This is a genomic window from Agromyces sp. NPDC056523 (assembly GCF_042794545.1).
GTDB lineage: Bacteria > Actinomycetota > Actinomycetes > Actinomycetales > Microbacteriaceae > Agromyces.
In genome coordinates, this window is the sequence record NZ_JBHTTM010000002.1 from 626,666 (window position 1) to 652,660 (window position 25,995).

Below are 25,995 nucleotides of genomic sequence, written 5' to 3' on the forward strand. Positions count from 1 at the left end.
GCGGTCAGGCGCCGGCCGGCACGGCGCTGACGGTCCGGTCGATCGTGCACTGGCCGAGGACGCGCGTGCCGACGTAGACGACAGCGGTCTGGCCGGGTGCGACGCCGTCGAGCGGCACGTCCGGAATGACGACGAGTTCGGTCGTGCCGGAGGCATCCGTCTCGACGCGGGCGACGGCCGGCACCGGATCGGCGTGCGCGCGGATCTGGACCTCGCACGCGAACGGCGCGGCCGGGTCGGCGGGCGGCTCCCCTGCCCACGTGAACCGCGAACCCGCGATCTCGGCGATCGCGAGCGCCTCCTTCGGGCCCACCACCACGGTGTTCTCCTTCGGGCGCACCTCGAGCACGAAGCGCGGCTTGCCGTCGGGTGCGGGCGTGCCGAGCCGGAGGCCGCGGCGCTGCCCGACCGTGTAGGCGTGCGCGCCCTCGTGCGAGCCGACGACGGCGCCCGTGCGGTCGACGATCTCGCCCTGGGCGACGCCGACCTTCTCGCCGAGCCAGCCACGCGTGTCGCCGTCGGGGATGAAGCAGATGTCGTGGGAGTCGGGCTTCTGCGCGACGCTCAGTCCGCGCCGCGCGGCCTCCTCGCGCACGAGCTGCTTCGACGGCGTGTCGCCGAGCGGGAAGTAGGCGTGCGCGAGCTGCTCGGCGGTGAGCACCCCCAGCACGTAGGACTGGTCCTTGGCCCACGCGCTCGCGCGATGCAGCTCGCGGTGGCCCGCGGCATCCGTCACGATCGTCGCGTAGTGCCCGGTGCACACGGCGTCGAACCCGAGCGCCAGCGCCTTTTCGAGCAGCGCGGCGAACTTGATGCGCTCGTTGCATCGCATGCACGGGTTGGGCGTGCGGCCCGCGGCGTACTCCGCGATGAAGTCGTCGACGACGTCGGCCTTGAACCGCTCGGAGAAGTCCCACACGTAGTACGGGATGCCGAGCACGTTCGCGGCACGCTGGGCGTCCATCGAGTCCTCGATGGTGCAGCAGCCGCGGCTGCCGGTGCGCAGGGTGCCCGGCATGCGGCTGAGCGCGAGGTGCACGCCCACGACATCGTGACCGGCGTCCACGGCGCGCGCGGCCGCGACGGCGCTGTCGACGCCGCCGCTCATCGCTGCCAGAATTCGCATGGGTTCCAGTGTACGAAACGGGTCCTGAGCGGATGCCTCGCGGCCGGCGCGATCAGCGGTCGAAGCTCGTGACCCTGCCCGCCATGCCCGCACGCGCCGCGCGCTCGTACGCCGCGGGCAGTGCCGCGAGGAACGCGTCGACGTCGGCGTCCGTCGTCGACCACCCGAGCGTGACGCGCAGCGCCCCGCGCGCCTCCGCCTCGGAGCGACCCATCGCGAGCAGGACGTGCGACGGCTCGGGCACGCCGGCCTGACACGCCGATCCCGTCGAGACGGCGACGCCCGCGGCATCCAGCAAGAAGAGCAGCGAGTCGCCCTCGCAGCCCGGGAAGGAGAAGTGGGCGTTGCCCGGGAGCCGCGAAGCGGGGTCGGGATCGCCGGAGAGGCGTGCGTCGGGCACGGCGTCCGCGACGCCGGCGACCAGCCGGTCGCGCTGCCGCGACATCCGGTCGTGCTCGACCTCGCGCTGCTCGGCAGCGACCCGGGCAGCCGCCGCGAAGCCCGCCGCAGCGGCGACATCCTGCGTGCCCGAGCGGATGCGACGCTGCTGGCCGCCGCCGTGCAGGAGCGGCTCGATGTGCGTCGACCGGTCGAGCACGAGCGCGCCGATGCCGACCGGCCCGCCGACCTTGTGCGCCGACACGCTGATCGCGACGAGCCCGGCGCCCGCCGGTGCGCGCGTCTCGTGTCGCAGCGCGTGCAGGTCGATCGGCACGTGCCCGTACGCGGCGATGGCGTCGACGTGCAGCGGCACGCCGGCCCGCGCGCACGACTCGGCCGCCTCGCGCACCGGCTCGATCGTGCCGACCTCGTTGTTCGCCCACAGCATCGTGACGAGGGCGACGGATGCCGCGTCCCGCTCGAGCGCGGCGGCGAGCGCGTCGACCCGCACCCTGCCCAGCTCGTCGACGGGCAGTTCCTCCACCTCGGCGCCCTCGACCTCGGCCAGCCATCCGACGGTGTCGAGCGTCGCGTGGTGCTCGCCGCCGGGCAGGAGGATGCGGCGTGCTCCGGTCTCACGGTGACGGCGCCAGTAGAGCCCCTTGATCGCGAGGTTCACGGCCTCGGTGCCGCTTCCGGTGAAGACGACCTCGATCGGGTCGGCGCCGAGCGTCGCCGCGACCTGCTCGCGGGACTCCTCGAGCAGTCGCTTGGCGTTCTGGCCCGCGCTGTGGATCGACGCCGGGTTACCGACGAGGTGGAGCGCGCTCGTCATCGCGTCGATCGCCTCGGGGCGCAGCGGGGTGGTCGCCGCGTGATCGAGGTACACGGAGTCGCGGCCGACCATCGCGCACCTCCTGATCGGGAACAGGTTCCCTTCGAACTACTGTAGTTCGCATGTCTTCGGCCGATCCGCTCCACGACCTGGGCGTGCGCACCGGACCGGACGGCGGCACGATCCGCGTGTGGTCCGAGCACGCGACGGCCGTGGAACTCGTCGTGTTCGATCCCGACGACCTCGATTGGGCGGCGAGCCGAGTGCCGCTCGCCCAATCCGAAGGCGGCGTCTGGGAGGGCGCGTCCTCGGCCCTCGTCACCGGCGCCCGGTACGGGCTGCGGATCGACGGTCCCGCCGGGATCGAGCACGCGTTCAATCCCGTGCACACGCTCCTCGATCCCTGGGCGCGCGGACTGCAGATGGCGGGCGACGGCTCCTGGCGGGGCATCGTGCTCGACTCGCTCGCCTCGGAGGGATTCGACTGGGACGGCGCGGCGAAGCCGCGGGTCCCGCTCGACCACACGGTCGTCTACGAGGCCCACGTGCGCGGGTTCAGCCGGCTCAACCCCCGCATCCCCGACGCGCTCCGCGGCACGTACGCCGGCCTCGCGCACGACGCGTCGCTCGAGTACCTGACCGGGCTCGGCGTCACGACCGTCGAGCTCCTGCCGGTCCAAGCGTTCGTGCCCGAGCAACGGCTCGTCCGCCAGGGGCAGGTCAACTACTGGGGATACAACACCCTCGGATTCTTCGCGCCGCACACCCCGTACGCGAGCGCCGCCGCGCAGGCGGGCGGCCCCGCGGCGGTGCGGCGCGAGTTCGCCGGAATGGTCAAGCGGCTCCACGAGGCGGGCCTCGAGGTCGTGCTCGACGTGGTCTACAACCACACCGCCGAGGAGGGTCGGCAGGGTCCGACGTACAGCTTCCGTGGCATCGACAATGCGACGTACTACCGGCACGACGTGCACGGCCGCTATGTCGACACCACCGGCTGCGGCAACACCCTCGACTTCGGCCACGACGCGCCGGTGCGGCTCGTCCTCGACTCGATGCGGTACTGGGCCGAGGAACTGCAGGTCGACGGCTTCCGCCTCGACCTCGCGGCCACACTCGGCCGCGACGCACTCGGCGCCTACTCCCCCGACCATCCGCTCCTGCAGGGCATGCTCGCCGACCCCGTGATCGGCGCCTCGAAGCTCATCGCCGAACCGTGGGACGTCGGTCCGTTCGGCTGGCAGACCGGCAACTTCCCGGCCGGTTTCAGCGAGTGGAACGACCGCTACCGCGACCGCATGCGGGACTTCTGGCTCGGCGACCTGCGCCGCGAGCGCGCCGGCGAGGCGGGCAGCGGCATCGGCCGCTTCGCGACGCGCCTCGCCGGCTCGTCGAACACGTTCGCCCAGGAGCGCGGACCGCTCGCGAGCCTCAACTTCATCACCGCGCACGACGGGTTCACGCTCGCCGACCTCACTGCGTACGACGTCAAGCACAACCTCGGCAACGGCGAGCACAACCGCGACGGCGCCGACCACAACAACTCCTACAACCATGGCGTCGAGGGGCCGACGGACGACGCGACCATCGCCGGGGCGCGACGGCGCAGCATCCGGAACCTGCTCGGAACGCTGCTGCTGTCGGCCGGCGTGCCGATGCTCACTGCGGGCGACGAGTACGGGCGCAGCCAGCGCGGCAACAACAACGCGTACTGCCACGACTCGGAGCTGACCTGGCTCGCGTGGGACTCGGCCGATCGCGATGCCGCGCTCGAGGCGACTGTGCGGCACCTGCTGCGCCTGCGTCGCGAGAACCCGGCACTGCGGCCCGTCCGGTACGGCCGCTTCGGCGAGACCGTGCCGAGCGCCTCGCAGATGGACTGGTACAACGCCGACGGCGAGACCATGACCATCGACCACTGGAACGACGCCTCGCAACGCACCCTGCAGTTCATGGCCGCGTCCACGCCCGAATTCGAGGAGTACAACCGGATCCTGCTCGTCGTGCACGCCTCCGAGACCGGTACCGAAGTGCTGCTGCCCGCGCATCCGGGCGTCGACGACTACGAGCTGCTCTGGGACTCGTCGCGTGAGGAGCCCGATGGCGAGCTGGGCGCGCGATACGACCCTGTCGAGCGGATGGCGGTGGCGCCCCAGTCGATGCGGCTGTTCCGCGCGCACGGCGAGCCCTCCCCCGGGCCGTCGGATGCCGCGGCCGCGAGCATCGACGTCGACGTGCTGCCGGACGCCGATGATGCGACCGCGCCCGACGAGCGGACCGCGGCGCACTGATGGGCAGGAAGGCGGATGCCTCGGCCGGCACGCCGGCGACGGTCGCGCTGTCGCGCGCCGGCATCGCCTTCACGGCGCACGCGTACGATCACGACCCGCGCGCCGCGGCATTCGGCCTCGAGGCCGCGGAGAAGCTCGGTATCGAACCGGCGCGCGTGTTCAAGACGCTGCTCGCGACGGTCGACGGCGGGCTCGCGGTCGGCATCGTGCCGGTCGCCGACCAGCTCGACCTGAAGGCGCTCGCGGCGGCGCTCGGCGGCAAGCGCGCCGAGATGGCCGACCCGGCGGTCGCCGAGCGCAAGACCGGCTACGTCGTCGGGGGCATCAGCCCGATCGGGCAGAAGACGCCCCTTCCGACGGTGCTCGACGAGAGCGCCATCCTGTGCGAGACCGTGTTCGTCTCGGGCGGGCGCCGCGGCCTCGACCTCGAACTCGCGCCCGACGACCTCCTCGCGATCACCGCCGGCCGCTACGCCCCCATCGCCCGCCCCCGCTGACCGCTCGGGCACATGAGCGCCCGGCGCGACCACCACAAGGCGCGCCGGTTTCAGGAAGACGGAGGCCTCTCAGGAGCATCCCGTCGATGCGGTCCTGATCAGCCTCCGAGTTCCTGAAACGAGGCGGCGACCTCAGGACGCGGAGGCGACGAGGCCGAGCTCGGCGGTCGTGAGCAGCAGCGGATGGCGCGGCACCACGCGGACCGTGTACCCGAACGCGCCGGCGCGATCGAGCGTGATCGTGCCGACGTAGACGCGCGTCGCGGCATCCGTCGTCGAGTCGCCGTCGGCATCGAGCACCGCCACGCGCGCATCCTCGATGCGGTCGTCGCCGTGCGAGTGCCCGTACACCACCTCGACGGAGACGTCGTCGGGGCTGAGCCGACCGAGCGCGACATGCGCGCGCAGGTGCAGCTGGTCGCCCACGTGCGGTGTCGAGTCGAGCCCGCCCGACTCGACGTGCGAGACCTGCACGCCCTCCCAGGCTGCCCGGACGCCCGCGACCCACTCGGCGAGCCCGCGCGCTGGCTTGGCGCCGTTCGCGGCGACGAGCTCGGCGTGCTCGGCCGCCGGCCGGTACAGGCGCTCGACGTACTCGCGCACCATCCGGTCGGCGCCGAGCTCGGGCGCGAGGTGGGCGAGCGTGCGGCGCACGCGCGTCATCCACTCGGTCGGCACGCCGTCGTGGTCGCGGTCGTAGAACAGCCGCGTGATGCGGTGCTCGATGAGGTCGTACAGGGCGGATGCCTCGAGCCGGTCGCGCTCGGCGGCGTCGGGCGCCGCATCCGCCGTCGGGATGACCCAGCCGTGGTCGTCGGCCGCGTACTCGGCCCACCAACCGTCGAGGACCGACAGGTTGAGCGCCCCGTTCAGAGCGGCCTTCATGCCCGACGTGCCGCAGGCCTCGAGCGGCCGCAGCGGGTTGTTCATCCACACGTCGCAACCCGGGTACAGCGTCTCGGCCATGCCCATGTCGTAGTCGGGGAGGAAGACGATGCGCTCCCGCAGCTCGGGCCGCTGCGCGAACTGCACGAGGCGCTGGATCAGGCGCTTGCCCTCCTCGTCGGCCGGGTGCGCCTTGCCCGCGATCACGAACTGCACGGGCCGGTCGGGGTTGGTGAGGATCGCGGCGAGGCGCTCGGGATCCTGCAGCATGAGCGTGAGCCGCTTGTAGGTCGGCACGCGACGTGCGAAGCCGATCGTGAGGACGTCGGGATCGAGCACGCGGCGCACCCAGTCGGGCGCGACCGCGCCGGCGTGCTGGTCGGCCCACGCGGCCGCCAGGCGGCGGCGGGCGTCCTCGACGAGCTGGAGGCGCATGCCGCGCTTGACGCTCCACAGCTCCGCGTCGCTGACCGCGGGGCTCAGCCAGTCGGCGTGCTCGGTGTCGCCCGTCCCGAGACGCTCCTCGGCGAGCTCGAGCAGGGCGGGGTCGGTCCAGGTGGGGGCGTGCACGCCGTTCGTGATCGACGTGATCGGCACCTCGTCGGCGTCGAAGCCCGGCCAGAGGCTGGCGAACATGGATCGGCTGACCTCGCCGTGCAGCTTCGAGACGCCGTTCGCATGCTGCGCGAGGCGCAGGCCCATCATGGCCATGTTGAACGCGCTGTCGTCGGGGTGGACGCCGGGTTCGAGGCCGAGCGGCAGCGCATCGGCGGGATCGACACCGGGCAGCAGGCCCGATTCGAGGTACTGCGCGACGAGCGCGCGATCGAACCGGTCGATGCCCGCGGGTACCGGCGTGTGGGTCGTGAAGACCGTGCCGGCACGGACGACCTGCAGGGCCTCGTCGAACGTCAGCCCCTCGCCGATGCACGCCGAGATGCGCTCGAGGCCGAGGAAGCCGGCATGTCCCTCGTTCATGTGGAACACGTCGGGGAACGGTCGGGCGACGAGCTCGGACCACGCGCGCAGCGCCCGGACGCCGCCGATGCCGAGCAGCAGTTCCTGCTGCAGCCGATGCTCGCCGCCGCCGCCGTACAGCCGGTCGGTGACCTGGCGCAGGTCGTCGTCATTCGCGGGGATGTCCGTGTCGAGCAGCAGCAGCGTCACGCGACCGACGGCGGCCTGCCAGACCCGCGCGTGCAGGCTGCGGTCGCCGGGGACGGCCAGCGTGACCTGGACGGGCGTGCCATCCGCCCGTCGCAGGACCGAGAGCGGCAGCCCGTCGGGGTCGAGGGCCGGATAGCGCTCCTGCTGCCAGCCGTCGGGCGCGATGGCCTGCGCGAAGTACCCGGCCTTGTAGAACAGGCCGACCGCCACGAGCGGCACGCCGAGGTCGGAGGCCGCCTTCAGGTGGTCGCCCGCGAGGATGCCGAGGCCGCCCGAGTACTGCGGCAGCGCCGCCGTGATGCCGAACTCGGGCGAGAAGTACGCGATGGTCCTCGGCGTCTCGAGGTCGAGCGACTGGTACCACCGCGGCTCGGCGATGTACGCGCGCAGCGCATCCCGCTCCCGGTCGGCCCAGCCGAGGTAGCCCTCGTCGTTCGCGAGCTCGTCGAGCCGGCGCGGGTCGATGTCGCCGAGGAACGCGATCGGGTCGCGCTGGGAACGCCGCCATCCGACCGGATCGATGTGCTCGAACAGCCGACGGGTGGGCTCGTGCCACGACCAGCGGAGGTTCGCGGCGAGCTCCTCGAGCGCGCTGAGCTGCGGCGGCACCACGGCCCGGACGGTGAACTTGCGGATGGGCTTCACGGGGTCAACCCTAGGCGGGGGCGTGTGTCGGGCAGGTGAACGGATGGCTCGGCCCGCCATCCCTACGGCTAAGCAAAGGTTCTGCGCGAAACCTTTGGTAAGCTGGCGATATGGCATTCGATGTCACCGCGTGGCCGCCGGTCGGATACGAGTCCCGTCCGTGGGACCGCACCGGTGCCGAGGTCGCCTCGCGCCGTGCCCTGCGCGCGGCACGAGGACCGTATCGCGCGTCCGTTCCGCCCATGATCGCCGATCGCCGCGCGATCCTGCCGCCCGAGGTGGTGGCGACGGCCGACGACGCGAGCCGCGAGCTCACCCGCTTCGACACCGAGGTCGGCCACATCGCGGCACCGTTCGCCGCGATCCTCCTTCGCACCGAGAGCGCGTCGAGTTCCGAGGTCGAACGGCTCACGGCGAGCGCGAAGCAGGTGGCGCTGGCCGAACTCGGGCAGGCACGATCCGGCAACGCGCGCCTCGTGGTGGCGAACGTGCACGCGATGAGTGCGGCGATCGAGCTCGCAGACCGGCTCGACGGGACCGCGATCATCACGATGCACCGAGCGCTCCTCGAGGAATCGACGCCCGCCGTCGTCGGCGCCTGGCGCTCCGAGCAGGTGTGGATCGGAGGCGGATCGATCTCGCCGCACTCGGCCGAGTTCGTCCCGCCTCATCACGATCGCGTCGGCGGGCTCATGGCCGACCTCATGCAGTTCGTGCAGCGCACCGACCTGCCGGTGCTCGCCCACGCGGCGCTCGCGCACGCGCAGTTCGAGACCATCCACCCGTTCCCCGACGGCAACGGCCGCACCGGCCGCGCGCTCATCCAGTCGATGCTGCGCGCGGGCGGCGTGACCGAGAACGTCGCCGTGCCGGTCTCGGCCGGGCTCCTGCACGACACCGAGGGGTACTTCAGCGCCCTCGACGCCTACCGCGCAGGCCGGCCCGACGCGATCGTCGACGCGGTCTCGGAGGCCTCGTTCGCCGCGGTCGAGAACGGTCGGGCCCTCGTCGCCGACATCCGGCAGGCGTCTGCGCGCTGGGACGCCGTCGTGACGGCGCGCGCCCATTCCTCGGTGCACCGCGGGAAGGCGTACCTGCTCACGCAGCCCGTCGTGAACGTGCAGGCCGTGGCCGCGGCCCTCGGGGTCAGCGAGGTCGCTGCCGCGGGTGCCCTGACGCGCCTCGAGGAGGCGGGCGTCCTGAGCCGGACCTCGAGCGGACCCCGCTACCGCGTGTGGCAGGCCGACGAGATCTTGGCGGCGCTCGACGCGTTCGCCGCGCGCGCGCGGAGGCGGCGGCGGCAGCCCCACTAGCTCGCCGCGCCACGCGGCGCAACCCGGCCTGCCGTTCCCCTGGCATCCACGCTACGGTCGGAACGTGACCAGCCGACCTGTTCGTGCCGGCCGGATCCCCGTGACCCGGCTCACGCCCGCCCTGCCAGATCCGCGTTGGAATCCGAAGGCGTTCGCCGGGGAGGTGGTCCCGTTCCGCGCCACGGTGTTCCGCGAGGGACACGACCTCGTCGGCGCGATGCTCGTGCTGACCGATCCGTCGGGCGCGGTGCAGCGGCACCGGATGGCGGCGCTCGCCGCGGGCACGGACCGGTGGGAAGCGCAGGTGCGACTCGACGTGATCGGCACCTGGCAGTGGCACGTGACCGGCTTCGGCGACGAGGTCGGCACGTGGATCCACGACGCCGAACTGAAGATCGACGCGGGCGTCGACGTCGAGCTCATGTACGAGATCGGGGCGCGCCTGGCTGAGCGGGCGGCGGCCCAGTCCGAGCGGCCCGCGGCCGTGCGCAAGCGCCTGAAGGCGTACGCGGCCGCCCTTCGCGATACGGCGGCCGCACCATCCGCCCGCCGTGCCCTGCTGCACGACCCGGTGCTCGCCGAGTTCGACGCGCGACCGCTCGCCCGGTTCGCGACCGACTCCGAAGAGCAGTCGCTGCTCGTCGAGCGCCGCCGTGCGGGCGTCGGCTCCTGGTACGAGTTCTTCCCCCGGTCCGAGGGTGCGCGGAAGCTGAAGAAGAACGGTGCCTGGAAGTCCGGCACGTTCCGGACCGCGCAGAAGCGGCTCGACGGGGTGGCGGCCATGGGCTTCGACGTCGTGTACCTGCCCCCCATCCATCCGATCGGCGTCGCGTTCCGCAAGGGACCGAACAACACGCTCACGCCCGGGCCGCACGACCCGGGCTCGCCGTGGGCGATCGGATCGGCAGCCGGCGGCCACGACACCGTCCACCCCGACCTCGGCAACCTCGCGGACCTCCGCGCATTCGTGCGTCGCGCCGCCGCGCTCGGCATCGAGATCGCGCTCGACCTCGCGCTGCAGGCTTCCCCCGACCATCCCTGGGTCACCGAGCACCCGGAGTGGTTCACGACCCTGCCCGACGGCACGATCGCGTACGCCGAGAACCCGCCGAAGAAGTACCAGGACATCTACCCGGTCAACTTCGACGACGACTTCGACGGCCTCGTCGCCGAGGTGACGAGGATCGTGCGGCTCTGGATGAAGCAGGGCGTGCGCATCTTCCGCGTCGACAACCCGCACACCAAGCCGCTCGCGTTCTGGGAGCGACTCATCGGCGACATCAACGCGACCGACCCCGACGTGGTGTTCCTCGCCGAGGCGTTCACTCGACCGGCGATGATGCAGGCGCTCGCGATGGTCGGCTTCCAGCAGTCGTACTCGTACTTCACGTGGCGGAACACGAAGCAGGAGCTCGAGGAGTTCCTCACGTCGGTCTCGCAGGAGACCGCCGACTTCATGCGGCCCAACCTCTTCGTGAACACGCCCGACATCCTCACCGAGTACCTCCAGTTCGGCGGCCCGGCGGCCTTCACCGTGCGGGCGACGATCGCCGCGACGGCGGCGCCGCTCTGGGGCGTGTACTCGGGCTTCGAGCTGTTCGAGTCGGTCGCCCGCCCCGGGGCCGAGGAGGCGATCGACAACGAGAAGTACGAGTACAGGCCGCGCGACTTCGCCGCGGCCGAGGCCGAGGGCCGGTCGCTCGCGCTGTATCTCGGCATCCTCAACCGGATCCGCAACGACCACCCCGCGCTCGGGCAGCTGCGAAACATCCGATTCCACCACAGCGAGGACGACTCGGTGCTCGTCTACTCCAAGCACCTCGAGGGCCGTTTCATCGACGGGCGCGCCGACGACGACCACGACACGATCCTGGTCGTCGCCAACGTCGATCCGCACTCGGTGCGCGAGACGACCGTGCACCTCGACCTCGCGGCCATCGACCTGCCCGCCGGCGCCCCGTTCGCCGTCGAGGACCTCGTCACCGGCGAGCGCTGGGACTGGGGCGAGCACAACTACGTCCGGCTGGACGCGTTCACCCAACCGGTCCACATCCTCCGAGTGATTCGAGGCGCCTCATGACCGACACCTCCCCCGTCCAGGCGCCGGCGGTGTCCGATGACCTGCTCCTCGCGATCGCCGAGGGACGCCACCACGAGCCGCATGCGGTGCTCGGCCAGCACGGGTTCGACGCAGCCGGGCAGGGCGGTGCGCACACCGTCATCCGCGTGCGTCGCCCGCTCGCGGCATCCGTCGACGCGCTGCTCGACGACGGCTCGGAGCTGCCGCTCGACCACGTCGCGCACGGCGTCTGGGCGGGCTCCGGCTCGTTCGGGCCGACCGGCTACCGGGTGCGGGCACGCTACGGCGACGGCACCGAGTGGACGAGCGACGACCCGTACCGCTACGCCCCCACGATCGGCGAGGTCGACCTGCACCTCATCGGCGAAGGCCGCCACGAGGAGCTCTGGAAGGTGCTCGGAGCCCACCATCGCGACTTCCCCTCGGTGACGGGCCCGCTGCGCGGCGTCTCGTTCACCGTCTGGGCGCCCCGCGCACGCGCCGTCCGCGTCGTCGGCGACTTCAACCGCTGGGACGGCACCGGACACGCCATGCGGAACATGGGCTCGAGCGGCGTGTGGGAGCTGTTCGTGCCCGACCTCGAGCCGGGTGCCGCCTACAAGTTCGAGATCCTGACCCAATCGGGCGCCTGGATCATGAAGGCCGACCCGATGGCCCGTCGCGCCGAGGTGGCGCCCGCGACCGCGTCGATCGTCGCGAGCTCCCGGCACGACTGGGCCGACGGCGACTGGATGGCACGGCGCGCGCAGGTGAACCCGCACGAGCTGCCCATGAGCATCTACGAGCTGCACCTCGGGTCGTGGCGCCCCGGCAAGGGCTATCGCGACATCGCCGACGAGCTCATCGAGTACCTGGAGTGGCTGGGCTACACGCACGTCGAGTTCCTGCCCCTGGCGGAGCATCCGTTCGGCGGCTCATGGGGCTACCAGGTGACGGGCTACTTCGCGGTCACGTCGCGGTTCGGCTCGCCCGACGACCTCAAGTACCTCATCGACCGGCTGCACCAGGCCGGCATCGGCGTGATCATGGACTGGGTGCCCGGCCATTTCCCGAAGGACGAGTGGGCGCTCGCGCGCTTCGACGGCGAGCCGCTGTACGAGCACGCCGACCCGCGCCGCGGCGAGCAGAAGGACTGGGGCACGCTCGTCTTCGACTACGGCAACCCGCGCGTGCGCAACTTCCTCGTCGCCAACGCGCTGTTCTGGCTGGAGGAGATGCACGTCGACGGACTGCGCGTCGACGCCGTCGCCTCGATGCTCTACCTCGACTACTCGCGCGACGAGGGCGAATGGCTGCCCAACTGGTACGGCGGCCGCGAGCACCTCGAGGCGATCGGCTTCCTGCAGGAGGCGACCGCGACGGCGTACAAGCGCAACCCCGGCGTCGTCATGATCGCCGAGGAGTCCACGTCGTGGCCGGGAGTCACCGCACCCACCTCATCGGGCGGCCTCGGCTTCGGCTACAAGTGGAACATGGGGTGGATGCACGACACCCTGCAGTACATCCAGCGCGACCCGATGTACCGCTCGCACCACCACGGCGAGCTCACGTTCTCGTTCCTGTACGCGTTCAGCGAGCACTTCATCCTGCCGATCAGCCACGACGAGGTCGTGCACGGCAAGGGTTCGCTCGTGCGCAAGATGCCCGGCGACCACTGGCAGCAGCTCGCGAACACGCGCGCGTACCTCGCGTACATGTGGGCGCACCCCGGCAAGCAGCTCCTGTTCATGGGCCAGGAGTTCGGACAGCTGTCGGAATGGAGCGAGGAACGCGGCCTCGACTGGTGGATCCTCGACCAGCCGACGCACCGCCAGCTCGCCGAACTCGTGGGCCGGCTCAACCGCGCCTATCGCGAGACGCCCGCGCTCTGGCAGCTCGACGACGATTCCGACGGCTTCGACTGGGTCGAGGGAGGCGCGGCCGACCTGAACGTGCTCGCGTTCCTCCGCTACGACCGCGAGCGCCGCCCGCTGCTGTGCGTCGTGAACTTCGCCGGTCGCCCGCACGAGGGCGTGCGCCTGGGCCTGCCGTCCGCGGGTCGCTGGCGCGAGGTCCTGAACACGGATGCCACGGAGTACGGGGGCTCGGGCGTGGGCAACCTCGGCGGGGTCGACGCGACCGACGAGCCCTGGGGCGGCAAGCCCGCCTCGGCGACGTTCACGCTGCCGCCGCTCGCGGCCGTGTGGTTCCAGCCCGAGTAGGTCAGTACAGCAGCGAGGCGAGCCGTCGTCGTGCCGTGGCGACGCGCGGGTCCTCGACGCCGACGACCTGGAACAGCTCGAGCAGCCGTTCGCGCACGGTGTTCTTCCCGGCGGCGTCGAGCGTCGGGAACAGCTCGAGCAGGCGCGCGAAGGCGTCGTCGACGTGGCCGCCCGAGAGGTCGAGGTCGGCGACGTCGAGCTGCGCGTCGACGTCATCGGGGGCGGATGCCGCGCGATTGCGGATCTCGTCGAGGGTCTTGCCCTGCAGCCGCCGGAGCAGGTTCGCCTGCGCCAGGCCCGCGACCGCGAGGTCGTCGCGCGGGTCCTGCGCGATCGCCGTGCGGTAGGCGGACGCCGCCGCGACGTAGTCGCCCCGGCTGATCGCGTCGAACGCCTCCTGGTGCAGCGGCGGCAGGGGCTCCTCGGCCGGCTCCTGCGGCTCGTCGCCCTCCTCCGCCCCCTCGGGCGCGGGCACGCGGCCGCTCACGCCGTTGCGCTCCGCGATCTCGAGCAGCTGGTCGAAGACCTGCTCGATCACGTCGTCGGGCTGCACGCCCTCGAAGAGCGGGACGGGCTGGCCGCCCACGAGCGCGACGAGGGTCGGGATGGCGCGCGCCTGGAGAGCCTGCACGAGCTGCGGGCTGGCGTCGGCGTCGGCGGCGGCCAGCACGAGCCGCCCGTCGCGCGCGCGGACGAGTCGCTCGAGGGTCTCGACGAGCTGGACCGACGGCTCGCTCCAGGAGGCCCACAGCGCCACGACGACGGGGATCGAGCGGGACAGCTCGAGGACCTGGCCGAAGCCCTGGTCGTCGGTCGCCACGACCACGCCTGCCGGCGCGGGGCCGCGACCGGCGTCGCCGTTCGCGGCATCCTGCGCCCGGCGCTCTTCGCGGTGCACGAGCCCGGACAGGTCGACCGCACCGCGGAGGTTCGCGGGCTGCTGCGGGGGAACGGCGTTCGTCACGGGACCTCCGATGCTCCGATGAGGGACTCCGACCAGCCGAGCAGGCGGATCTGCTCGTCGGCGCCGACGGCCGGAACGTAGAACATGAGCTGGATGCCGACGACGCGCTGGACTCCCTTGGCGCTCTTGTCGTCGAAGCCCGACAGCGCACGCCCCGGTCCGGGCTCGAAGCCGACGGTCCCGCCGTCGTTCGGGGTGACCTTCTCGGTCTGGTTGATCGAGACGGTCACCAGGGCACCGGAGTCGTTGGTCGCGAGTGCGACCGTGGGGCTGTCGCCCACCGCGTTCGTGAACGCGATGTCGGCGGTGTCGGGCAGCCCCTCGGCCGTGGCCTTCTGGCCTTCGACGCCGAGCTGCTGGAGGACGACGTCGCCCTCGGGGTCGAAGAACTCGGCGAACTCGGACTCGGGGCCCTTGAGCAGCACGTCGGCGTAGGCCGCGGCCACCTGGCCGGTCGGCATGATGAGGCCCTTGAACTCGGGGCTGATCGGCGGGGCGCCGATGCTCGCGGGGGCCACCTCGGGCACGTCGGCGTCGGGAACGAGCGCCGTCGCGTACACCACCTTGTAGTTCTCCCGCGGCGACTCCTGGCGCATCACGAGCGCCGTCGGCGCGACCGTCTCGTCGTCGCTGTTCTTCGCGATCGTGAGGACGGTGCGCGGCCAGCCCGTGGCCTGCTGCGGCAGCGTGAGCGTGAGCGGTGCCGCCGGGATCGCGGGCAGGGCGGGGTGGTCGGTCACGGAGCCGCGGATGACGTAGTTGGCCTTGCGCGCCTGGAACGCGGGCCCCGCGAAGCGTTCGGTGAGGCGCTGGATGTCGCGCGACTCGTCGACCTCGGTGGTGAACACCGCGACGCTCCGCATGATGCGCTCCATCTGCGGGACCGTGACGGCCGGGACGACCTCGCCCTCGGCTTCGTCGCCCTCCGCTGCCTCGTCGGCCGGCTGGTCGGTCGCCGCGGGGGTCGCGGGTGCGGAAGTCTCGGGTGCCGTCGCGAGGTCGGGCCAGTAGTCGGACGAACAGGCGGAAAGGGCGATGGCGGGGACGAGCAGGACCGGAAGCAGTGCGACCCGTCGGGCGCGACCGGACGTCCGGCGGGGGCCGGCACCGGATGCGGCAGCCCGCTGCGACCGCGTCGGGCGCGGTGCGCGCATGAGCTTGCCCTTCGGTCCCTTCGGCAGGTTGCGCCGGGGTCCGCGCGAACGCCGGTGCGCCAGGACGCCGGAGATCACGAGCGCGATGCCGACGAGGAACACGAGACCGCCGCCCGCGATGAGCGGCCCCGCCCACGGCGTGGAGTTGTCGAGCGGCCAGGCGACGACGATCCGGCCCGGGGCCGGCTCGGTGCCGTCGGAGGCCAGGATCACGGAGATGCCCTCGGGCACGTCGACCGTGGTCGTGAGCGTGCGCTCGCCGGTCAGCTCGTCGAGCCACAGGTCGCTGCCGGCGGGCGAGACCGCGGGCTCCGCCGTCTCCTCGGCATCCTCGGCCTCGGGCTCGGGCTCGGCGGTGGCCTCGGGCTCGGTCGTGGCGGGCGTCTCGCCGTCGACCGCCTGTGCGGCGACGACCTCGTTCGTGAACTCCCCCGCGTCGGCGTCGTAGCCGACCGACACGTAGGAGTCGTCGCCGAGCCACGCCTCGACGTCGTCCGTCCGCCCGTAGGCGAGGAGCACGCTCTCGGACCCGGAGACCGTGATCGTCTGCTTGCCCGGTTGCGCCGCAAGGGCCTCGGGCTCGAGCACGATGTAGTCCGCCTGCTCCTCGACGACGGTTCCGAGGGAGATCCGATCGGGCTCCAGGAAGACCGTCCGTTGCGCGATGCCGAAGCCGATCATCACAGCCGCGGCGGCGAACGCCAGAATGGCGAGAACGAATCGCACGCAGTTACCTCCAGGCCGCTCACGCGGCATCCGACAAAGACACCCCACACTACCGACGGTGTCTGGGAGTCTCCTAACCGATGACTGGACGCCACCGGCGGGTGTGGGCGAACGACCGCGGCCCGGCCGACACCATCACAGGACGGACACGGAGCACCCGCGATGCCGTGCCCGGCCGTATGATCGGAGGCGACCCGCGCGCCCCACAACCCCCCACATCGCGGGACACGGACCCCGGAGGAAGAATTGGCCGTCGAAGAGACCGAGTTCACGCAGGTATTCCGCGGATACGACAAGGACGAGGTCGACCGGAGCATCAACGCGCTCCGCCGCGAGATCATCACCGCGAACAACGCCACCGGCGAGCTGCAGAAGGAGAACAAGCGCCTCCTGACCCGCATCGACGAGCTGACCGGCGAGCTCGAGGAGGTCGGCAGCCCGACGTTCTCCGGCCTCGGCACCAAGCTCGAGAACACGCTGCGCGTCGCCGAGGAGCAGTCGACCCGCCTCATCGCGCAGGCCGACATCGATGCCGAGAAGCTCCGCCGCGCGGCCGAAGACGAGGCGCACCTCATGCGCTCCGACGCGCACGAGCTCGCCGAGCGCACCCTCTCCGAGGCGCGCGCGCAGGCCAACCGCCTGCTCGAGAACGCCCGCGCCGAGGCCGACGACATGGTCGCGCGCGCACAGGAGGCGAGCGAGCAGCTGCGCGACGACGCGAACCGCGACGCCGCCTCCATCCAGGGTGCCGCGTCGACCGAGGCTGCCGAGGCGCGCTCGACCGCGAAGCGCGAGGCATCCGCACTGGTCGCCGAGGCCGAGCGCAAGGCGGCCGAGATGCTCGTCGCCGCGAACACCGAGGCGAACGACGCGCGTGCCGCTGCCGCCGGCCTCCAGGAGGAGACCGAGCAGACGCGCGCCGAGGTCGCGATCGAGCTCGACCAGAAGCGGGCCGAGCTCGCCAAGGAGACCGAGCAGGCCCGCATCGACCTCGCCGGCGAGACCGAGCAGGCGCGACTCGACCTCGAGCGCGCGACCGCCGAGTCGCGCTCCGCGATCGAGGCAGAGGTCGAGGAACGCCGCGCCGCGCTCGAGCACGAGCTCGAGCAGGCCCGCACCGACCTCGAGCGCTCGCTCGACGCCGAGCGCGCCAAGCTCGTCGAGCAGCGCGAGCAGACCTCCGTCGACCTCGAGCGCGAGTCCGAGACGGCTCGCCTCAAGCTCCAGCACGAGCTCGACCGCATCCGCGCGAAGCACGCCGCCGAGCTCGACCAGATGCGCGCCGACCTCGCCCTCGAGCAGGAGCAGGCACGTGCCGACTTCGAGGCCGAGGCCGAGCAGGCCCGGATCGACCTCGACAACCAGCTCACGTCGATGAAGAAGAAGACGACGCACGAGGTCAACCGCATGCGCCGCGAGATCGAGCGCGCCCGCATGGACCTCGACGCCGAACTCGCGACCAAGCGCGACGAGGCCGAGCAGGAGCTCCTGACGGCCCAGCAGGACGCCGCCGACCAGACCAAGAAGTTCCTCGCCGACGCGAACGCCGAGCTCGAAGAGGCGATCGCCCGCACCAACCAGAGCCGGGCCGAGGCCGAGCGCCTCGAGACCGAGGTGCGCGGCGAGGCCGCGGCGTCCCGCGAGAAGGCCGACGAGGAGGCCCGCGAGCGGGTGGCCGCCGCGCACGCCCAGGCGCGCAAGCTCATCGCCGACGCCGAGGAGCGCACGCGGTCCCTCGTGGCCGACGCCGAGGACCGGCTCGCGCAGATCAAGATCGAGCGCGACGCGGTCGCCGGCTACTTCGAGAGCCTGCGCGGTGTCCTCACCCAGGCCGAGCAGGTCGCGAACCGGAAGTAAGCGGACGGAACGGGTCGGGGCGCGTCGGTGAGGATCCAGAACGCGTTCCGGCTCGCGCTCGTCGGCACGCTCGGCGTCGGCGTCGGTCTGCTCATCCTCTCGGCCGTCGCGAGCCTGTCGACGATCCTGACCTACATCGGAGCCGCGCTGTTCCTGGCCCTCGGCCTCGAGCCCGCCGTGAGCGGGCTCGAACGCCGGGGGCTTCCGCGTTGGGGCGCGATCGTGCTCGTCATCCTCGGCGTTGCGGCCGTCGTCGCGGCGCTGCTGCTGGCCGTCATCCCGATCATCGTCGACCAGGTGGCCGAGCTCATCGCGCAGATCCCGGGCATCGTGGCGCAGTTGAACCGCGTCGACTGGATCGAATGGCTCCAGGAGCAGTTCCCCCTGCTCAAGATCGACGAGATCAGCGAGCAGGCGGGCGCGGCGCTCACCGACTTCTTCACCAACCCCGACAAGCTGAGCGAGCTGCTCGGCGGCGTGTGGGCGGTCGCCCTGGCCATCGGCGGCGGCGTGTTCGCGGTCATCGTGGTCGCAGTGCTGACCGTGTACTTCACGGCGTCGCTCGACGCGATGAAGCGGGCCACGTACCAGCTCGTCCCCGCCTCACGACGCGCGCGGTTCGCCGACCTCACCGAGCAGATCACTCAGTCGGTCGGCCGCTACGTGATCGGGCAGGTGTCGCTCGCCGCCGTGAACGGGTTCCTGAGCTTCACCTTCCTGTCGATCATCAACGCGCCGTTCCCGGCGGTGCTGGCCTTCATCGCCTTCCTGTTCTCACTCGTGCCGCTCGTCGGCACGCTCACGGGGTCGATCATCATCGTGCTGCTCTGCCTCATCCCGGGGCTCGGGTCGCCCCTCACCGGGCTCGTGGCGGCGATCTACTACCTCGTCTACATGCAGGTCGAGGCGTACGTCCTCTCCCCCAGGATCATGAGCCGCGCGGTCAAGGTCCCCGGCGCCCTCGTGGTCGTGGCGGCGCTTGCGGGCGGCGCGCTGCTGGGCATCCTCGGGGCGCTCGTCGCGATCCCGATCGCGGCCGCGGCACTGCTCATCATCAAGCAGGTCGTCATCCCACGGCAGAACGAGCGCTGATCGCCCTCAGCCCTCGGGCTGTGCGACGGATGCCGCAGGCCACTGCGTCGGCAGCGGCAGCGCCGCCGGGTTCACCGCGCGAACGATCTCCTCGAGGACCCGGCGGGTCTGCGACTCCCCCACCCAGAGGTGCTTGCCGCCCTCGACGTCGACGCGTGAGAGTTGCGGGAGGCCTGCGAACCGCTCGGCCGCCTCGGCGGGCTTCAGGTAGTCGTCGTGCTCAGGGATGAGCGCCACGAGCGGCACGGGCGCCGTACGCCAGCGGGCGAGTTCCTCGTCGGTGGTGCGATGCAGCGGCGGCGAGAGCAGGATGGCACCCGCGATGCCGTGCTCCAGGCCGTACTTGAGCGCCAGTTCGGTGCCGAACGACCAGCCCACGAGCCACGGGACGGGCAGGCCGCGCTCTTCGACGAAGCCCATCGCGGCCGCGACATCCGCCCGCTCGGCCAGCCCCCCGCCGAACGCGCCCTCGCTCCTGCCGCGGGGTGACACCGTGCCGCGCGTGTTGAAGCGCAGCACCGCCAGGCCCGCGAGTGCCGGCAGCCGGGCAGCGGCCTTGCGGATGATGTGGGAATCCATGAACCCGCCGGCTGTGGGCAGCGGATGCAGCGTCACGAGCGTCGCCACGGGCGCGCGGTCGATCGGGGTCGCCAGTTCGCCGACGAGCCGCAGCCCGTCGCTCGTGCGCAGCTCGATCTGCTCGCGGCGCGCCGGGAGCTCGACTCCGGCGCGGATCTCGGTCATCGTCTCGTCGGTCACTTCGGTCCGATCCTCCAGCAGTGCGTGTGCCAATGTCGCCGCGAGGCGAGGTCGGCGGCGTCGCCGAGCACGCCGTCGGCGCGCCAGGCGACGAGGTGTGCGACGCCGGGCTCGATCTCGAGGCGGCATCCCGGGCAGAGGTACGCCTTCACGGCCTGCGCCTCGGTCACGGGCTGCACGTTCCATTCGCGGCCTGCCCGCACCTCGGTGCGGCGCCATCCGGCGGTGAGCCGTTCGACGTCGAGTTCGGGATGCGGCTCGCGGGACTTCGCCGCACGACCATGTGAGCGGTGCGAGCGAGCCATGTCCCCAAGTCTACGGGCGGCTGGAGCGTGCTCCTGCGGCCGGGGATCAGTACCAGCCGACGCTCTGGGAGTGGGCCCAGGCGCCGCAGGGCGTGCCGTAGCGGCCCTGGATGTAGCCGAGGCCCCATTCGACCTGCGTGGCCGCGTTCGTCGCCCAGTCGGCGCCGGCGGTGGCCATCTTGGAGCCCGGGAGAGCCTGCGGGATGCCGTACGCGCCACTCGAGGGATTCATGGCGTTGACGCGCCAGCCCGACTCCTTGTTCCAGAGCGCGACGAGGCAATCGAACTCGGAGCTCGGCCAGCCGCGCGCGGCGACCGCCCCGGCGGCGTACGCCTGTGCCGAGCCGGGATCGGGCACGACCGCGGGCGGCGCCCATCCGGCCCCGGCCGGCTCGGGTTCGGGCTCGGGCTTCTTCTCGACGAGGTAGCCCTCGGCGGCCACGGCGGCCGCGGCGATGTCGCCATCGACCGCGTACTCCTGCACGGCCTGCCCGCCGAACCGGTCGACCGGCGTGTAGGTCGATGAGGCCGTGGCGCCCGAGTAGGGGTCGACGATGTTCACGAGCAGGAAGCTCACGGATGCCGCGAAGGCGAACGTGACGGTCGCCGCCTGCTTGACGCGACCGACGGTGCGGCTGCGGGCGCGTGACGGGTCACTCGTCGGGCGAGCGACCTCGCGGACCCGCGGTGCCGGATCGTCGCGGCGCATGGCGGCAGGACGCACAGGAACGGACGAGTGGGACATGGCCATCGGCATGTGCTCGCGTGCGAAATCGTACGGCGCTGCGCCATGTTCACCCGAATGCCTGCCCACGATTGGACGAGTGTATCGGAGGGACCCGTCCGGGTCGAACCGGTGCGCCGTCACCGGACCGCGAGCATCACGTCGACGACCGAGTCGAGCACGAGGTCGACCTGGGACTCCCGGTATCCGCCGCGCTGCGCCGTGAACACGACCCCGCGCACGTCGTCGATCGCGATGGGCCAGCCATCACGGAAGTACCTCGTGAGGCGCTCGGCGAACCGGTCGACCTCGCGGACGCTGTAGCCGAGCGCCAGCACGCTCACCCGGTCGAAGCGCTCGCCCTCGGGACGCGCGAGGCGGTTCGCCACGACCTGCGCGGTCGTGCGGGCCTCGGCGAGCCAGGCGTCGTCGCCGTGGAGCCGGGAGGCGATCTGGCGCTCCCGGTACGCGAACGCGTCCTCGAGCCGCTCCATCGCCGCGTCGACGTGCGCCGTCGAGAAGCCGCCCTTCTGCATCGAGAAGGCGGTCAGGCGGATGTGCTCGGCGTCGAGCTCGGGGTCCTCGCGCTGGGGGCGCCCGTCGTACGCGCGCCGCGCTCGCTGGAAGAAGTCCTCGACCTCGGTCGTCTTGTAGCCCAGCTGGTTCTTGCGGGCACGGGGGAACGTGGCGTCCACCGGACCAGTATCGCGCACGTTCACCCGAACAACCGGAACGCCGCGTACGCGACCGCAGCCGACGGCAGGATCGAGTCGAGGCGGTCGAGGACGCCGCCGTGGCCGGGCAGCCAGGAGCTCATGTCCTTGATGCCGAGGTCGCGCTTGATGAGCGATTCCGCGAGGTCGCCGAGGGTGGCGCTCAGCATGATCGCGGCGCCGAGGATGAGTCCGAACCACCAGGGCTCGCCGAGCATGAACAGGGCCAGGATCACGCCCGCGAGCCCGCTCGTGAGCACCGCCCCGCCGAAGCCCTCCCACGTCTTCTTCGGGCTGATGACCGGCGCCATCGGATGCTTGCCGAAGGCGAGCCCGAACGCGTACGCACCGGTGTCGGTGGCGACCACGATGATGATGAACGCGAGGGTCCACCACTGGCCGCCCTCGGCGGCGGTGAGCACGACCGCGAACGTCGCGAGGAACGTGACGTACCCCTGGACGAACACTCCCGCCCCCAGGTCCCGGGCGAGTCCCCGAGAGCTGCTCGACGCCGCCCGGACGTTCGGCATGGCCTGCTCGGCGAGTCGCCACGCGACGACGAGCGCCATGCCGCCCAGCACGGCGATCAGCTGGCCCGCGGCCCCGCCGTAGTACGCGACGGGAACCGCAGCCACGGCGGCGACCACGCTGGGGATCCGCGGAACCAGGTAGCCGCCGTGCCGCAGGGCTGCCGCGAGCTCGGAGCTGGCGAACCCGGCCACGACGACCGCGAAGACCATGAACAGCTCTTTGACGACGAGGAGGCTGAGCAGCAGCACGCCGCCGAACGCGAGGCCGATCAGGATCGCGACCAGCAGGTTCCGTCCGGTGCGCGCGTTGATCCGTTCCTGCGCCTGGTCGAACTGCGCGCGAGAGGTCTCGAGCTGTCGCTCCAGGTCGACGCGCGCCTGGTGCATCTGCGCGCGGAACTCCGCCCGCGTCGAATGCTGTTCGTCGCCGGCGTCCGGACCCTCGCCATCGGGGACGCCTGTCATGGTGGCCCTAGACCTCGAGGAGTTCGGCTTCCTTGCGCTTGAGCGCATCGTCGATCTGGTCGACGTGCGACTTCGTGACGTGCTCGAGCTCCTTCTCGCCGCGTGCCACCTCGTCGTCGCCGACCTCGCCCTTGAGCGCCTCGAGGTCGTCCTTGGCCTTGCGACGGATGTTGCGCACCGACACGCGCGCGTCCTCCGCCTTCGACCGGACGATCTTCACGTACTCCTTGCGGCGCTCCTCGGTGAGCTCGGGGAGCGTGACGCGCACGATGTTGCCGTCGTTGGTCGGGTTGGCGCCGAGGTTCGGGGTGTCGCGGATCGCCTGCTCGATGTCCTTCAGGGCGCTCTTGTCGTACGGCGTGACGACCAGCGTGCGTGCCTCCTGGTTCTGGAGCGAGGCGAGCTGGGACAGCGGCGTCGGCGTGCCGTAGTAGCTCACCATGATCTTCTGGAAGAGCTGCGGGTTCGCGCGCCCGGTACGGACCGTGGCGAAGTCGTCCTTCGCGACCTCGACGGCCTTCTGCATGCGTGCACTTGCTTCGGACAGAACATCCGCGATCACGGGGACTCCTTCTCTCGGGCTCGGGCCAGTCTATCGAGCGAGTGCCGGCTCGCCGTTGCTCACGACGGTGCCGAGTTCCTCGCCCAGGATGGCCTTGGTGACGTTGCCGGCGGGCTCCATGCCGAACACCTGCATGGGCATGCCGTTGTCCATGCAGAGGCTGAACGCGGTCGAGTCGACGACCTTGAGGCCGCGCTGCAGCGCCTCCTGGTAGCTGATGCGATCGAGCTTGCGCGCCTCGGGGTTGGTGCGCGGGTCGTCGGTGTAGACGCCGTCGACGCCGTTCTTCGCCACGAGCACGACGTCGGCGTCGATCTCGAGTGCGCGCTGGGCGGCGACGGTGTCGGTCGAGAAGTACGGCAGGCCTGCTCCGGCACCGAAGATGACGACACGACCCTTCTCGAGGTGGCGCTCCGCACGACGCGGGATGTAGGGCTCGGCGACCTGCGTCATCGAGATCGCGGACTGCACGCGCGTCTCGGCACCGGCCTGCTCGAGGAAGTCCTGCAGCGCGAGGGAGTTCATGACCGTTCCGAGCATGCCCATGTAGTCGGCGCGTCCGCGATCCATCCCTCGCTCGGACAACTCGGCGCCCCGGAAGAAGTTGCCGCCGCCGACGACGATCGCGACCTCGACGGTGCGTGCGGCATCCGCGATCTCGCGAGCCATCGCACTGACCACGTCGGGATTGACCCCGAGCGCGCCACCGCCGAACGCCTCACCCGACAGCTTGAGCATCACCCTGCGCTTGCGTTCCGTCATCAGCGACCGATCCTTCCCCTCTGGGAGTCAAAACTAGTGGTTCGCCGGTCCGGGCCGCAGCGGCCCGACCGGTTCCGCCCAGCTCGGGGCGGGGCTGCGCCCGCGTGCCGCGACGCGCCGCGGCATCCGGACACAGCAAAGGAGTCCGGATCGCCGAGGCGATCCGGACTCCCCTGTCGCAACTTACGCGCCGACCTTGAAGCGGGCGAAGTCGGTGACCGTGAGGCCCGCGTCGGACACGACCTTGCCGACCGACAGCTTGTTGTCCTTGGCGTAGTCCTGCTCGAGCAGCGCGACCTGCTTGAAGAAGGCGCCGAGGCGACCCTCGACGATCTTCGGCAGCGCGGCCTCGGGCTTGCCCTCCTCGCGCGTGATCTGCTCGACGATCGTGCGCTCCTTCTCGACGGCCTCGGCCGGGACGTCCTCACGCGTGAGGTACTCCGGCGCGGCGAACGAGATGTGCTGCGCGATCGAGCGCGCGGTCTCCGCGTCGTCGCCCGAGTAGCCGACGACCACGCCGACCTGCGGGGGCAGGTCCTTCGAGGTCTTGTGCAGGTAGATCGAGAAGTGCTCGCCCTTGACGAGGCGAACCCGGCGCAGCTCGACCTTCTCGCCGAGGATGGCGGCGTCCTCGTCGATGACGACGGCGACGGTCTTGCCCTCGGCCGGCGCGGCCAGGGCGGCCTCGACGGAGTCGGCGCGGGCCGCGGCGACGGCGGCGAGCACGCGGTCGGCGAGGCCGACGAACTTGTCGCCCTTGGCGACGAAGTCGGTCTCGCAGGCCAGCTCGATCAGGGTGGCGGTGCCGTCGCCGTTGTCGACGGCGGCGACGAGGCCCTCGGCGGTCGAGCGGTCGGCACGCTTGGCGTTGCCCTTCGCGCCCTTCAGGCGGAGGATCTCGACGGCCTTCTCGAGGTCGCCGTCGGCCTCGACGAGCGCGTTCTTCGTGTCGACCATGCCGGTGCCGAGGCGCTCGCGCAGGGTCTTGACGTCTTCGAGGGTGAAGTTGGCCATGTGTGGCAGTCTCCTGGGACTCGTGGTCTTACTTGGACTCGGCGTCGGCGGCCTCGTCGGCAGCCGACTCCGTCTCGGCCTCGGTCGTGGCCTCCGCCGACACGACGTCGGCGATCTCCGCGACCTCTTCGGCCTCAGCCGTGGCGCCGTCGACCTTGGCGGTCTCGGGCGAGGACTGCTCGGGGGTCTGCGCCTGCAGCAGCTCCTGCTCCCACTCGGCGAGCGGCTCCGCCTCCTCGCCCTCCTCGGGCTTCTGGTGGCGCTGGATGAGACCCTCGGCGGCCGCGTCGGCGATGATGCGCGTGAGCAGGCTCACGGAGCGGATCGCGTCGTCGTTGCCCGGGATCGGGTACTGGACCTCGTCGGGGTCGCAGTTCGTGTCGAGGATGCCGATGACGGGGATGCCGAGCTTCTTGGCCTCGTCGATCGCGAGGTGCTCCTTCTTGGTGTCGACCACCCAGAGCGCCGACGGGGTCTTCGCGAGGTTGCGGATGCCGCCGAGCGACTTGTGGAGCTTGTCGAGCTCGCGCTTCTTGAGCAGCAGCTCCTTCTTGGTGAAGCCCGAGGTGGTGCCCTCGAAGTCGAGCTCCTCGAGCTCCTTCATGCGCGCGAGGCGCTTGGAGACCGTGGCGAAGTTGGTGAGGAGGCCACCGAGCCAGCGCTGGTTGACGTAGGGCTGGCCCACGCGCGTCGCCTGCTCGGCGATCGACTCCTGCGCCTGCTTCTTGGTGCCGACGAAGAGGATGGTGCCGCCGTGGGCGACCGTCTCCTTGACGAAGTCGTACGCCTTGTCGATGTAGGCGAGCGACTGCTGCAGGTCGATGATGTAGATGCCGGAACGCTCGGTGAAGATGAAGCGCTTCATCTTCGGGTTCCAACGGCGGGTCTGGTGCCCGAAGTGCACGCCGCTGTCGAGCAGCTGGCGGATGGTGACGACGGCCATGGCCGTA

21 protein-coding genes are annotated in these 25,995 nt (G+C 71.5%); 7 read left to right on the top strand and 14 right to left on the bottom strand.

What is annotated here, in order from left to right:
• Positions 1–4 precede the first annotated feature (4 nt).
• Together mnmA and ACFQ58_RS09915 are read right to left on the bottom strand one after the other, a co-directional pair.
• Positions 5–1,126, bottom strand: coding sequence for a tRNA 2-thiouridine(34) synthase MnmA (gene mnmA / locus ACFQ58_RS09910; RefSeq protein ID WP_376950902.1), 1,122 nt, complete (start codon positions 1,124–1,126; stop codon positions 5–7).
• Positions 1,127–1,178: 52 nt separating this feature from the next.
• A complete protein-coding gene (locus tag ACFQ58_RS09915) occupies positions 1,179–2,414 on the bottom strand; it encodes a cysteine desulfurase family protein (RefSeq protein WP_376950903.1) in 1,236 nt (411 codons plus the stop codon).
• A gap of 50 nt (positions 2,415–2,464) precedes the next feature.
• Here ACFQ58_RS09915 and glgX point away from each other — a divergent pair, with 50 nt between their 5' ends.
• Positions 2,465–4,630, top strand: coding sequence for a glycogen debranching protein GlgX (glgX, locus tag ACFQ58_RS09920; RefSeq protein WP_376950904.1), 2,166 nt, complete (start codon positions 2,465–2,467; stop codon positions 4,628–4,630).
• Positions 4,630–5,127: a Cys-tRNA(Pro) deacylase gene (gene ybaK / locus ACFQ58_RS09925; RefSeq protein WP_376950905.1), complete on the top strand. Its 498-nt coding sequence runs from the start codon at positions 4,630–4,632 to the stop codon at positions 5,125–5,127. Before glgX ends, ybaK begins: the two co-directional genes overlap by 1 nt.
• 132 nt (positions 5,128–5,259) lie before the next feature.
• Here ybaK and glgP read toward each other — a convergent pair whose 3' ends face one another.
• Positions 5,260–7,824, bottom strand: a complete 2,565-nt coding sequence (gene glgP / locus ACFQ58_RS09930; RefSeq protein ID WP_376950906.1) for an alpha-glucan family phosphorylase — start codon at positions 7,822–7,824, stop codon at positions 5,260–5,262.
• Between the two features lie 110 nt (positions 7,825–7,934).
• Between glgP and ACFQ58_RS09935 the strand changes: the two genes are divergently transcribed.
• From ACFQ58_RS09935 to glgB, 3 genes are all read left to right on the top strand, one after another.
• On the top strand, positions 7,935–9,137 hold the full coding sequence (locus tag ACFQ58_RS09935; protein ID WP_376950907.1) for a Fic family protein: 1,203 nt from the start codon (positions 7,935–7,937) through the stop codon (positions 9,135–9,137).
• 64 nt (positions 9,138–9,201) lie between these two features.
• Positions 9,202–11,217, top strand: coding sequence for an alpha-1,4-glucan--maltose-1-phosphate maltosyltransferase (locus tag ACFQ58_RS09940; protein WP_376950908.1), 2,016 nt, complete (start codon positions 9,202–9,204; stop codon positions 11,215–11,217).
• On the top strand, positions 11,214–13,418 hold the full coding sequence (glgB, locus tag ACFQ58_RS09945) for a 1,4-alpha-glucan branching protein GlgB (protein ID WP_376950909.1): 2,205 nt from the start codon (positions 11,214–11,216) through the stop codon (positions 13,416–13,418). Before ACFQ58_RS09940 ends, glgB begins: the two co-directional genes overlap by 4 nt.
• 1 nt (position 13,419) lies before the next feature.
• Here glgB and ACFQ58_RS09950 read toward each other — a convergent pair whose 3' ends face one another.
• Both ACFQ58_RS09950 and ACFQ58_RS09955 read right to left on the bottom strand, forming a co-directional pair.
• Positions 13,420–14,382 carry a co-chaperone YbbN gene (locus tag ACFQ58_RS09950; protein WP_376950910.1) on the bottom strand — a complete coding sequence of 321 codons (963 nt, stop codon included), beginning with the start codon at positions 14,380–14,382 and terminating at the stop codon, positions 13,420–13,422.
• Positions 14,379–16,262 (bottom strand): hypothetical protein, encoded by a 1,884-nt coding sequence (locus ACFQ58_RS09955; RefSeq protein WP_376950911.1) that lies wholly within the window; start codon positions 16,260–16,262, stop codon positions 14,379–14,381. The genes ACFQ58_RS09950 and ACFQ58_RS09955 overlap by 4 nt, the downstream gene beginning before the upstream one ends.
• A gap of 246 nt (positions 16,263–16,508) precedes the next feature.
• On the opposite strand from ACFQ58_RS09955, the gene ACFQ58_RS09960 reads away from it, so the two are divergent.
• Together ACFQ58_RS09960 and ACFQ58_RS09965 are read left to right on the top strand one after the other, a co-directional pair.
• Positions 16,509–18,119: a DivIVA domain-containing protein gene (locus ACFQ58_RS09960; RefSeq protein WP_376950912.1), complete on the top strand. Its 1,611-nt coding sequence runs from the start codon at positions 16,509–16,511 to the stop codon at positions 18,117–18,119.
• A gap of 27 nt (positions 18,120–18,146) precedes the next feature.
• Positions 18,147–19,211 (top strand): AI-2E family transporter, encoded by a 1,065-nt coding sequence (locus ACFQ58_RS09965; RefSeq protein ID WP_376950913.1) that lies wholly within the window; start codon positions 18,147–18,149, stop codon positions 19,209–19,211.
• Positions 19,212–19,217: 6 nt separating this feature from the next.
• Here ACFQ58_RS09965 and ACFQ58_RS09970 read toward each other — a convergent pair whose 3' ends face one another.
• The 9 genes from ACFQ58_RS09970 to rpsB all read right to left on the bottom strand — a co-directional run bounded on the left by ACFQ58_RS09970 (position 19,218) and on the right by rpsB (position 25,988).
• Entirely contained in the window at positions 19,218–19,955 is a 738-nt protein-coding gene (locus ACFQ58_RS09970) for an alpha/beta hydrolase (protein WP_376951121.1), read from the bottom strand.
• An 11-nt stretch (positions 19,956–19,966) separates the two neighbouring features.
• Positions 19,967–20,275 carry a hypothetical protein gene (locus ACFQ58_RS09975; RefSeq protein WP_376950914.1) on the bottom strand — a complete coding sequence of 103 codons (309 nt, stop codon included), beginning with the start codon at positions 20,273–20,275 and terminating at the stop codon, positions 19,967–19,969.
• Between the two features lie 46 nt (positions 20,276–20,321).
• On the bottom strand, positions 20,322–20,984 hold the full coding sequence (locus ACFQ58_RS09980; RefSeq protein WP_376950915.1) for a lytic transglycosylase domain-containing protein: 663 nt from the start codon (positions 20,982–20,984) through the stop codon (positions 20,322–20,324).
• A 155-nt stretch (positions 20,985–21,139) separates the two neighbouring features.
• Positions 21,140–21,694, bottom strand: a complete 555-nt coding sequence (locus ACFQ58_RS09985) for a DivIVA domain-containing protein (protein WP_376950916.1) — start codon at positions 21,692–21,694, stop codon at positions 21,140–21,142.
• A gap of 20 nt (positions 21,695–21,714) precedes the next feature.
• On the bottom strand, positions 21,715–22,707 hold the full coding sequence (locus ACFQ58_RS09990; RefSeq protein WP_376950917.1) for a phosphatidate cytidylyltransferase: 993 nt from the start codon (positions 22,705–22,707) through the stop codon (positions 21,715–21,717).
• Positions 22,708–22,714: 7 nt separating this feature from the next.
• The gene (frr, locus tag ACFQ58_RS09995) at positions 22,715–23,269 is read right to left on the bottom strand and encodes a ribosome recycling factor (RefSeq protein WP_092669610.1); all 555 of its coding nucleotides are present in this window, start codon (positions 23,267–23,269) and stop codon (positions 22,715–22,717) included.
• Between the two features lie 30 nt (positions 23,270–23,299).
• Positions 23,300–24,031 carry a UMP kinase gene (gene pyrH / locus ACFQ58_RS10000; RefSeq protein ID WP_376950918.1) on the bottom strand — a complete coding sequence of 244 codons (732 nt, stop codon included), beginning with the start codon at positions 24,029–24,031 and terminating at the stop codon, positions 23,300–23,302.
• 183 nt (positions 24,032–24,214) lie between these two features.
• Positions 24,215–25,045 carry a translation elongation factor Ts gene (gene tsf / locus ACFQ58_RS10005; protein ID WP_376950919.1) on the bottom strand — a complete coding sequence of 277 codons (831 nt, stop codon included), beginning with the start codon at positions 25,043–25,045 and terminating at the stop codon, positions 24,215–24,217.
• 28 nt (positions 25,046–25,073) lie between these two features.
• Positions 25,074–25,988, bottom strand: coding sequence for a 30S ribosomal protein S2 (rpsB, locus tag ACFQ58_RS10010; protein ID WP_376950920.1), 915 nt, complete (start codon positions 25,986–25,988; stop codon positions 25,074–25,076).
• Positions 25,989–25,995 lie beyond the last annotated feature (7 nt).

Excerpts from the sequence above, each read along its gene's own strand:
- mnmA (WP_376950902.1), bottom strand. The coding sequence starts at position 1,126 with ATGCGAATTCTGGCAGCGATGAGCGGCGGCGTCGACAGCGCCGTCGCG.
- ACFQ58_RS09915 (WP_376950903.1), bottom strand. The coding sequence starts at position 2,414 with ATGGTCGGCCGCGACTCCGTGTACCTCGATCACGCGGCGACCACCCCG.
- glgX (WP_376950904.1), top strand. The coding sequence starts at position 2,465 with ATGTCTTCGGCCGATCCGCTCCACGACCTGGGCGTGCGCACCGGACCG.
- ybaK (WP_376950905.1), top strand. The coding sequence starts at position 4,630 with ATGGGCAGGAAGGCGGATGCCTCGGCCGGCACGCCGGCGACGGTCGCG.
- ACFQ58_RS09935 (WP_376950907.1), top strand. The coding sequence starts at position 7,935 with ATGGCATTCGATGTCACCGCGTGGCCGCCGGTCGGATACGAGTCCCGT.
- glgB (WP_376950909.1), top strand. The coding sequence starts at position 11,214 with ATGACCGACACCTCCCCCGTCCAGGCGCCGGCGGTGTCCGATGACCTG.
- ACFQ58_RS09970 (WP_376951121.1), bottom strand. The coding sequence starts at position 19,955 with ATGACCGAGATCCGCGCCGGAGTCGAGCTCCCGGCGCGCCGCGAGCAG.
- ACFQ58_RS09975 (WP_376950914.1), bottom strand. The coding sequence starts at position 20,275 with ATGGCTCGCTCGCACCGCTCACATGGTCGTGCGGCGAAGTCCCGCGAG.
- ACFQ58_RS09980 (WP_376950915.1), bottom strand. The coding sequence starts at position 20,984 with ATGCGCCGCGACGATCCGGCACCGCGGGTCCGCGAGGTCGCTCGCCCG.
- ACFQ58_RS09990 (WP_376950917.1), bottom strand. The coding sequence starts at position 22,707 with ATGACAGGCGTCCCCGATGGCGAGGGTCCGGACGCCGGCGACGAACAG.
- pyrH (WP_376950918.1), bottom strand. The coding sequence starts at position 24,031 with ATGACGGAACGCAAGCGCAGGGTGATGCTCAAGCTGTCGGGTGAGGCG.
- tsf (WP_376950919.1), bottom strand. The coding sequence starts at position 25,045 with ATGGCCAACTTCACCCTCGAAGACGTCAAGACCCTGCGCGAGCGCCTC.
- rpsB (WP_376950920.1), bottom strand. The coding sequence starts at position 25,988 with ATGGCCGTCGTCACCATCCGCCAGCTGCTCGACAGCGGCGTGCACTTC.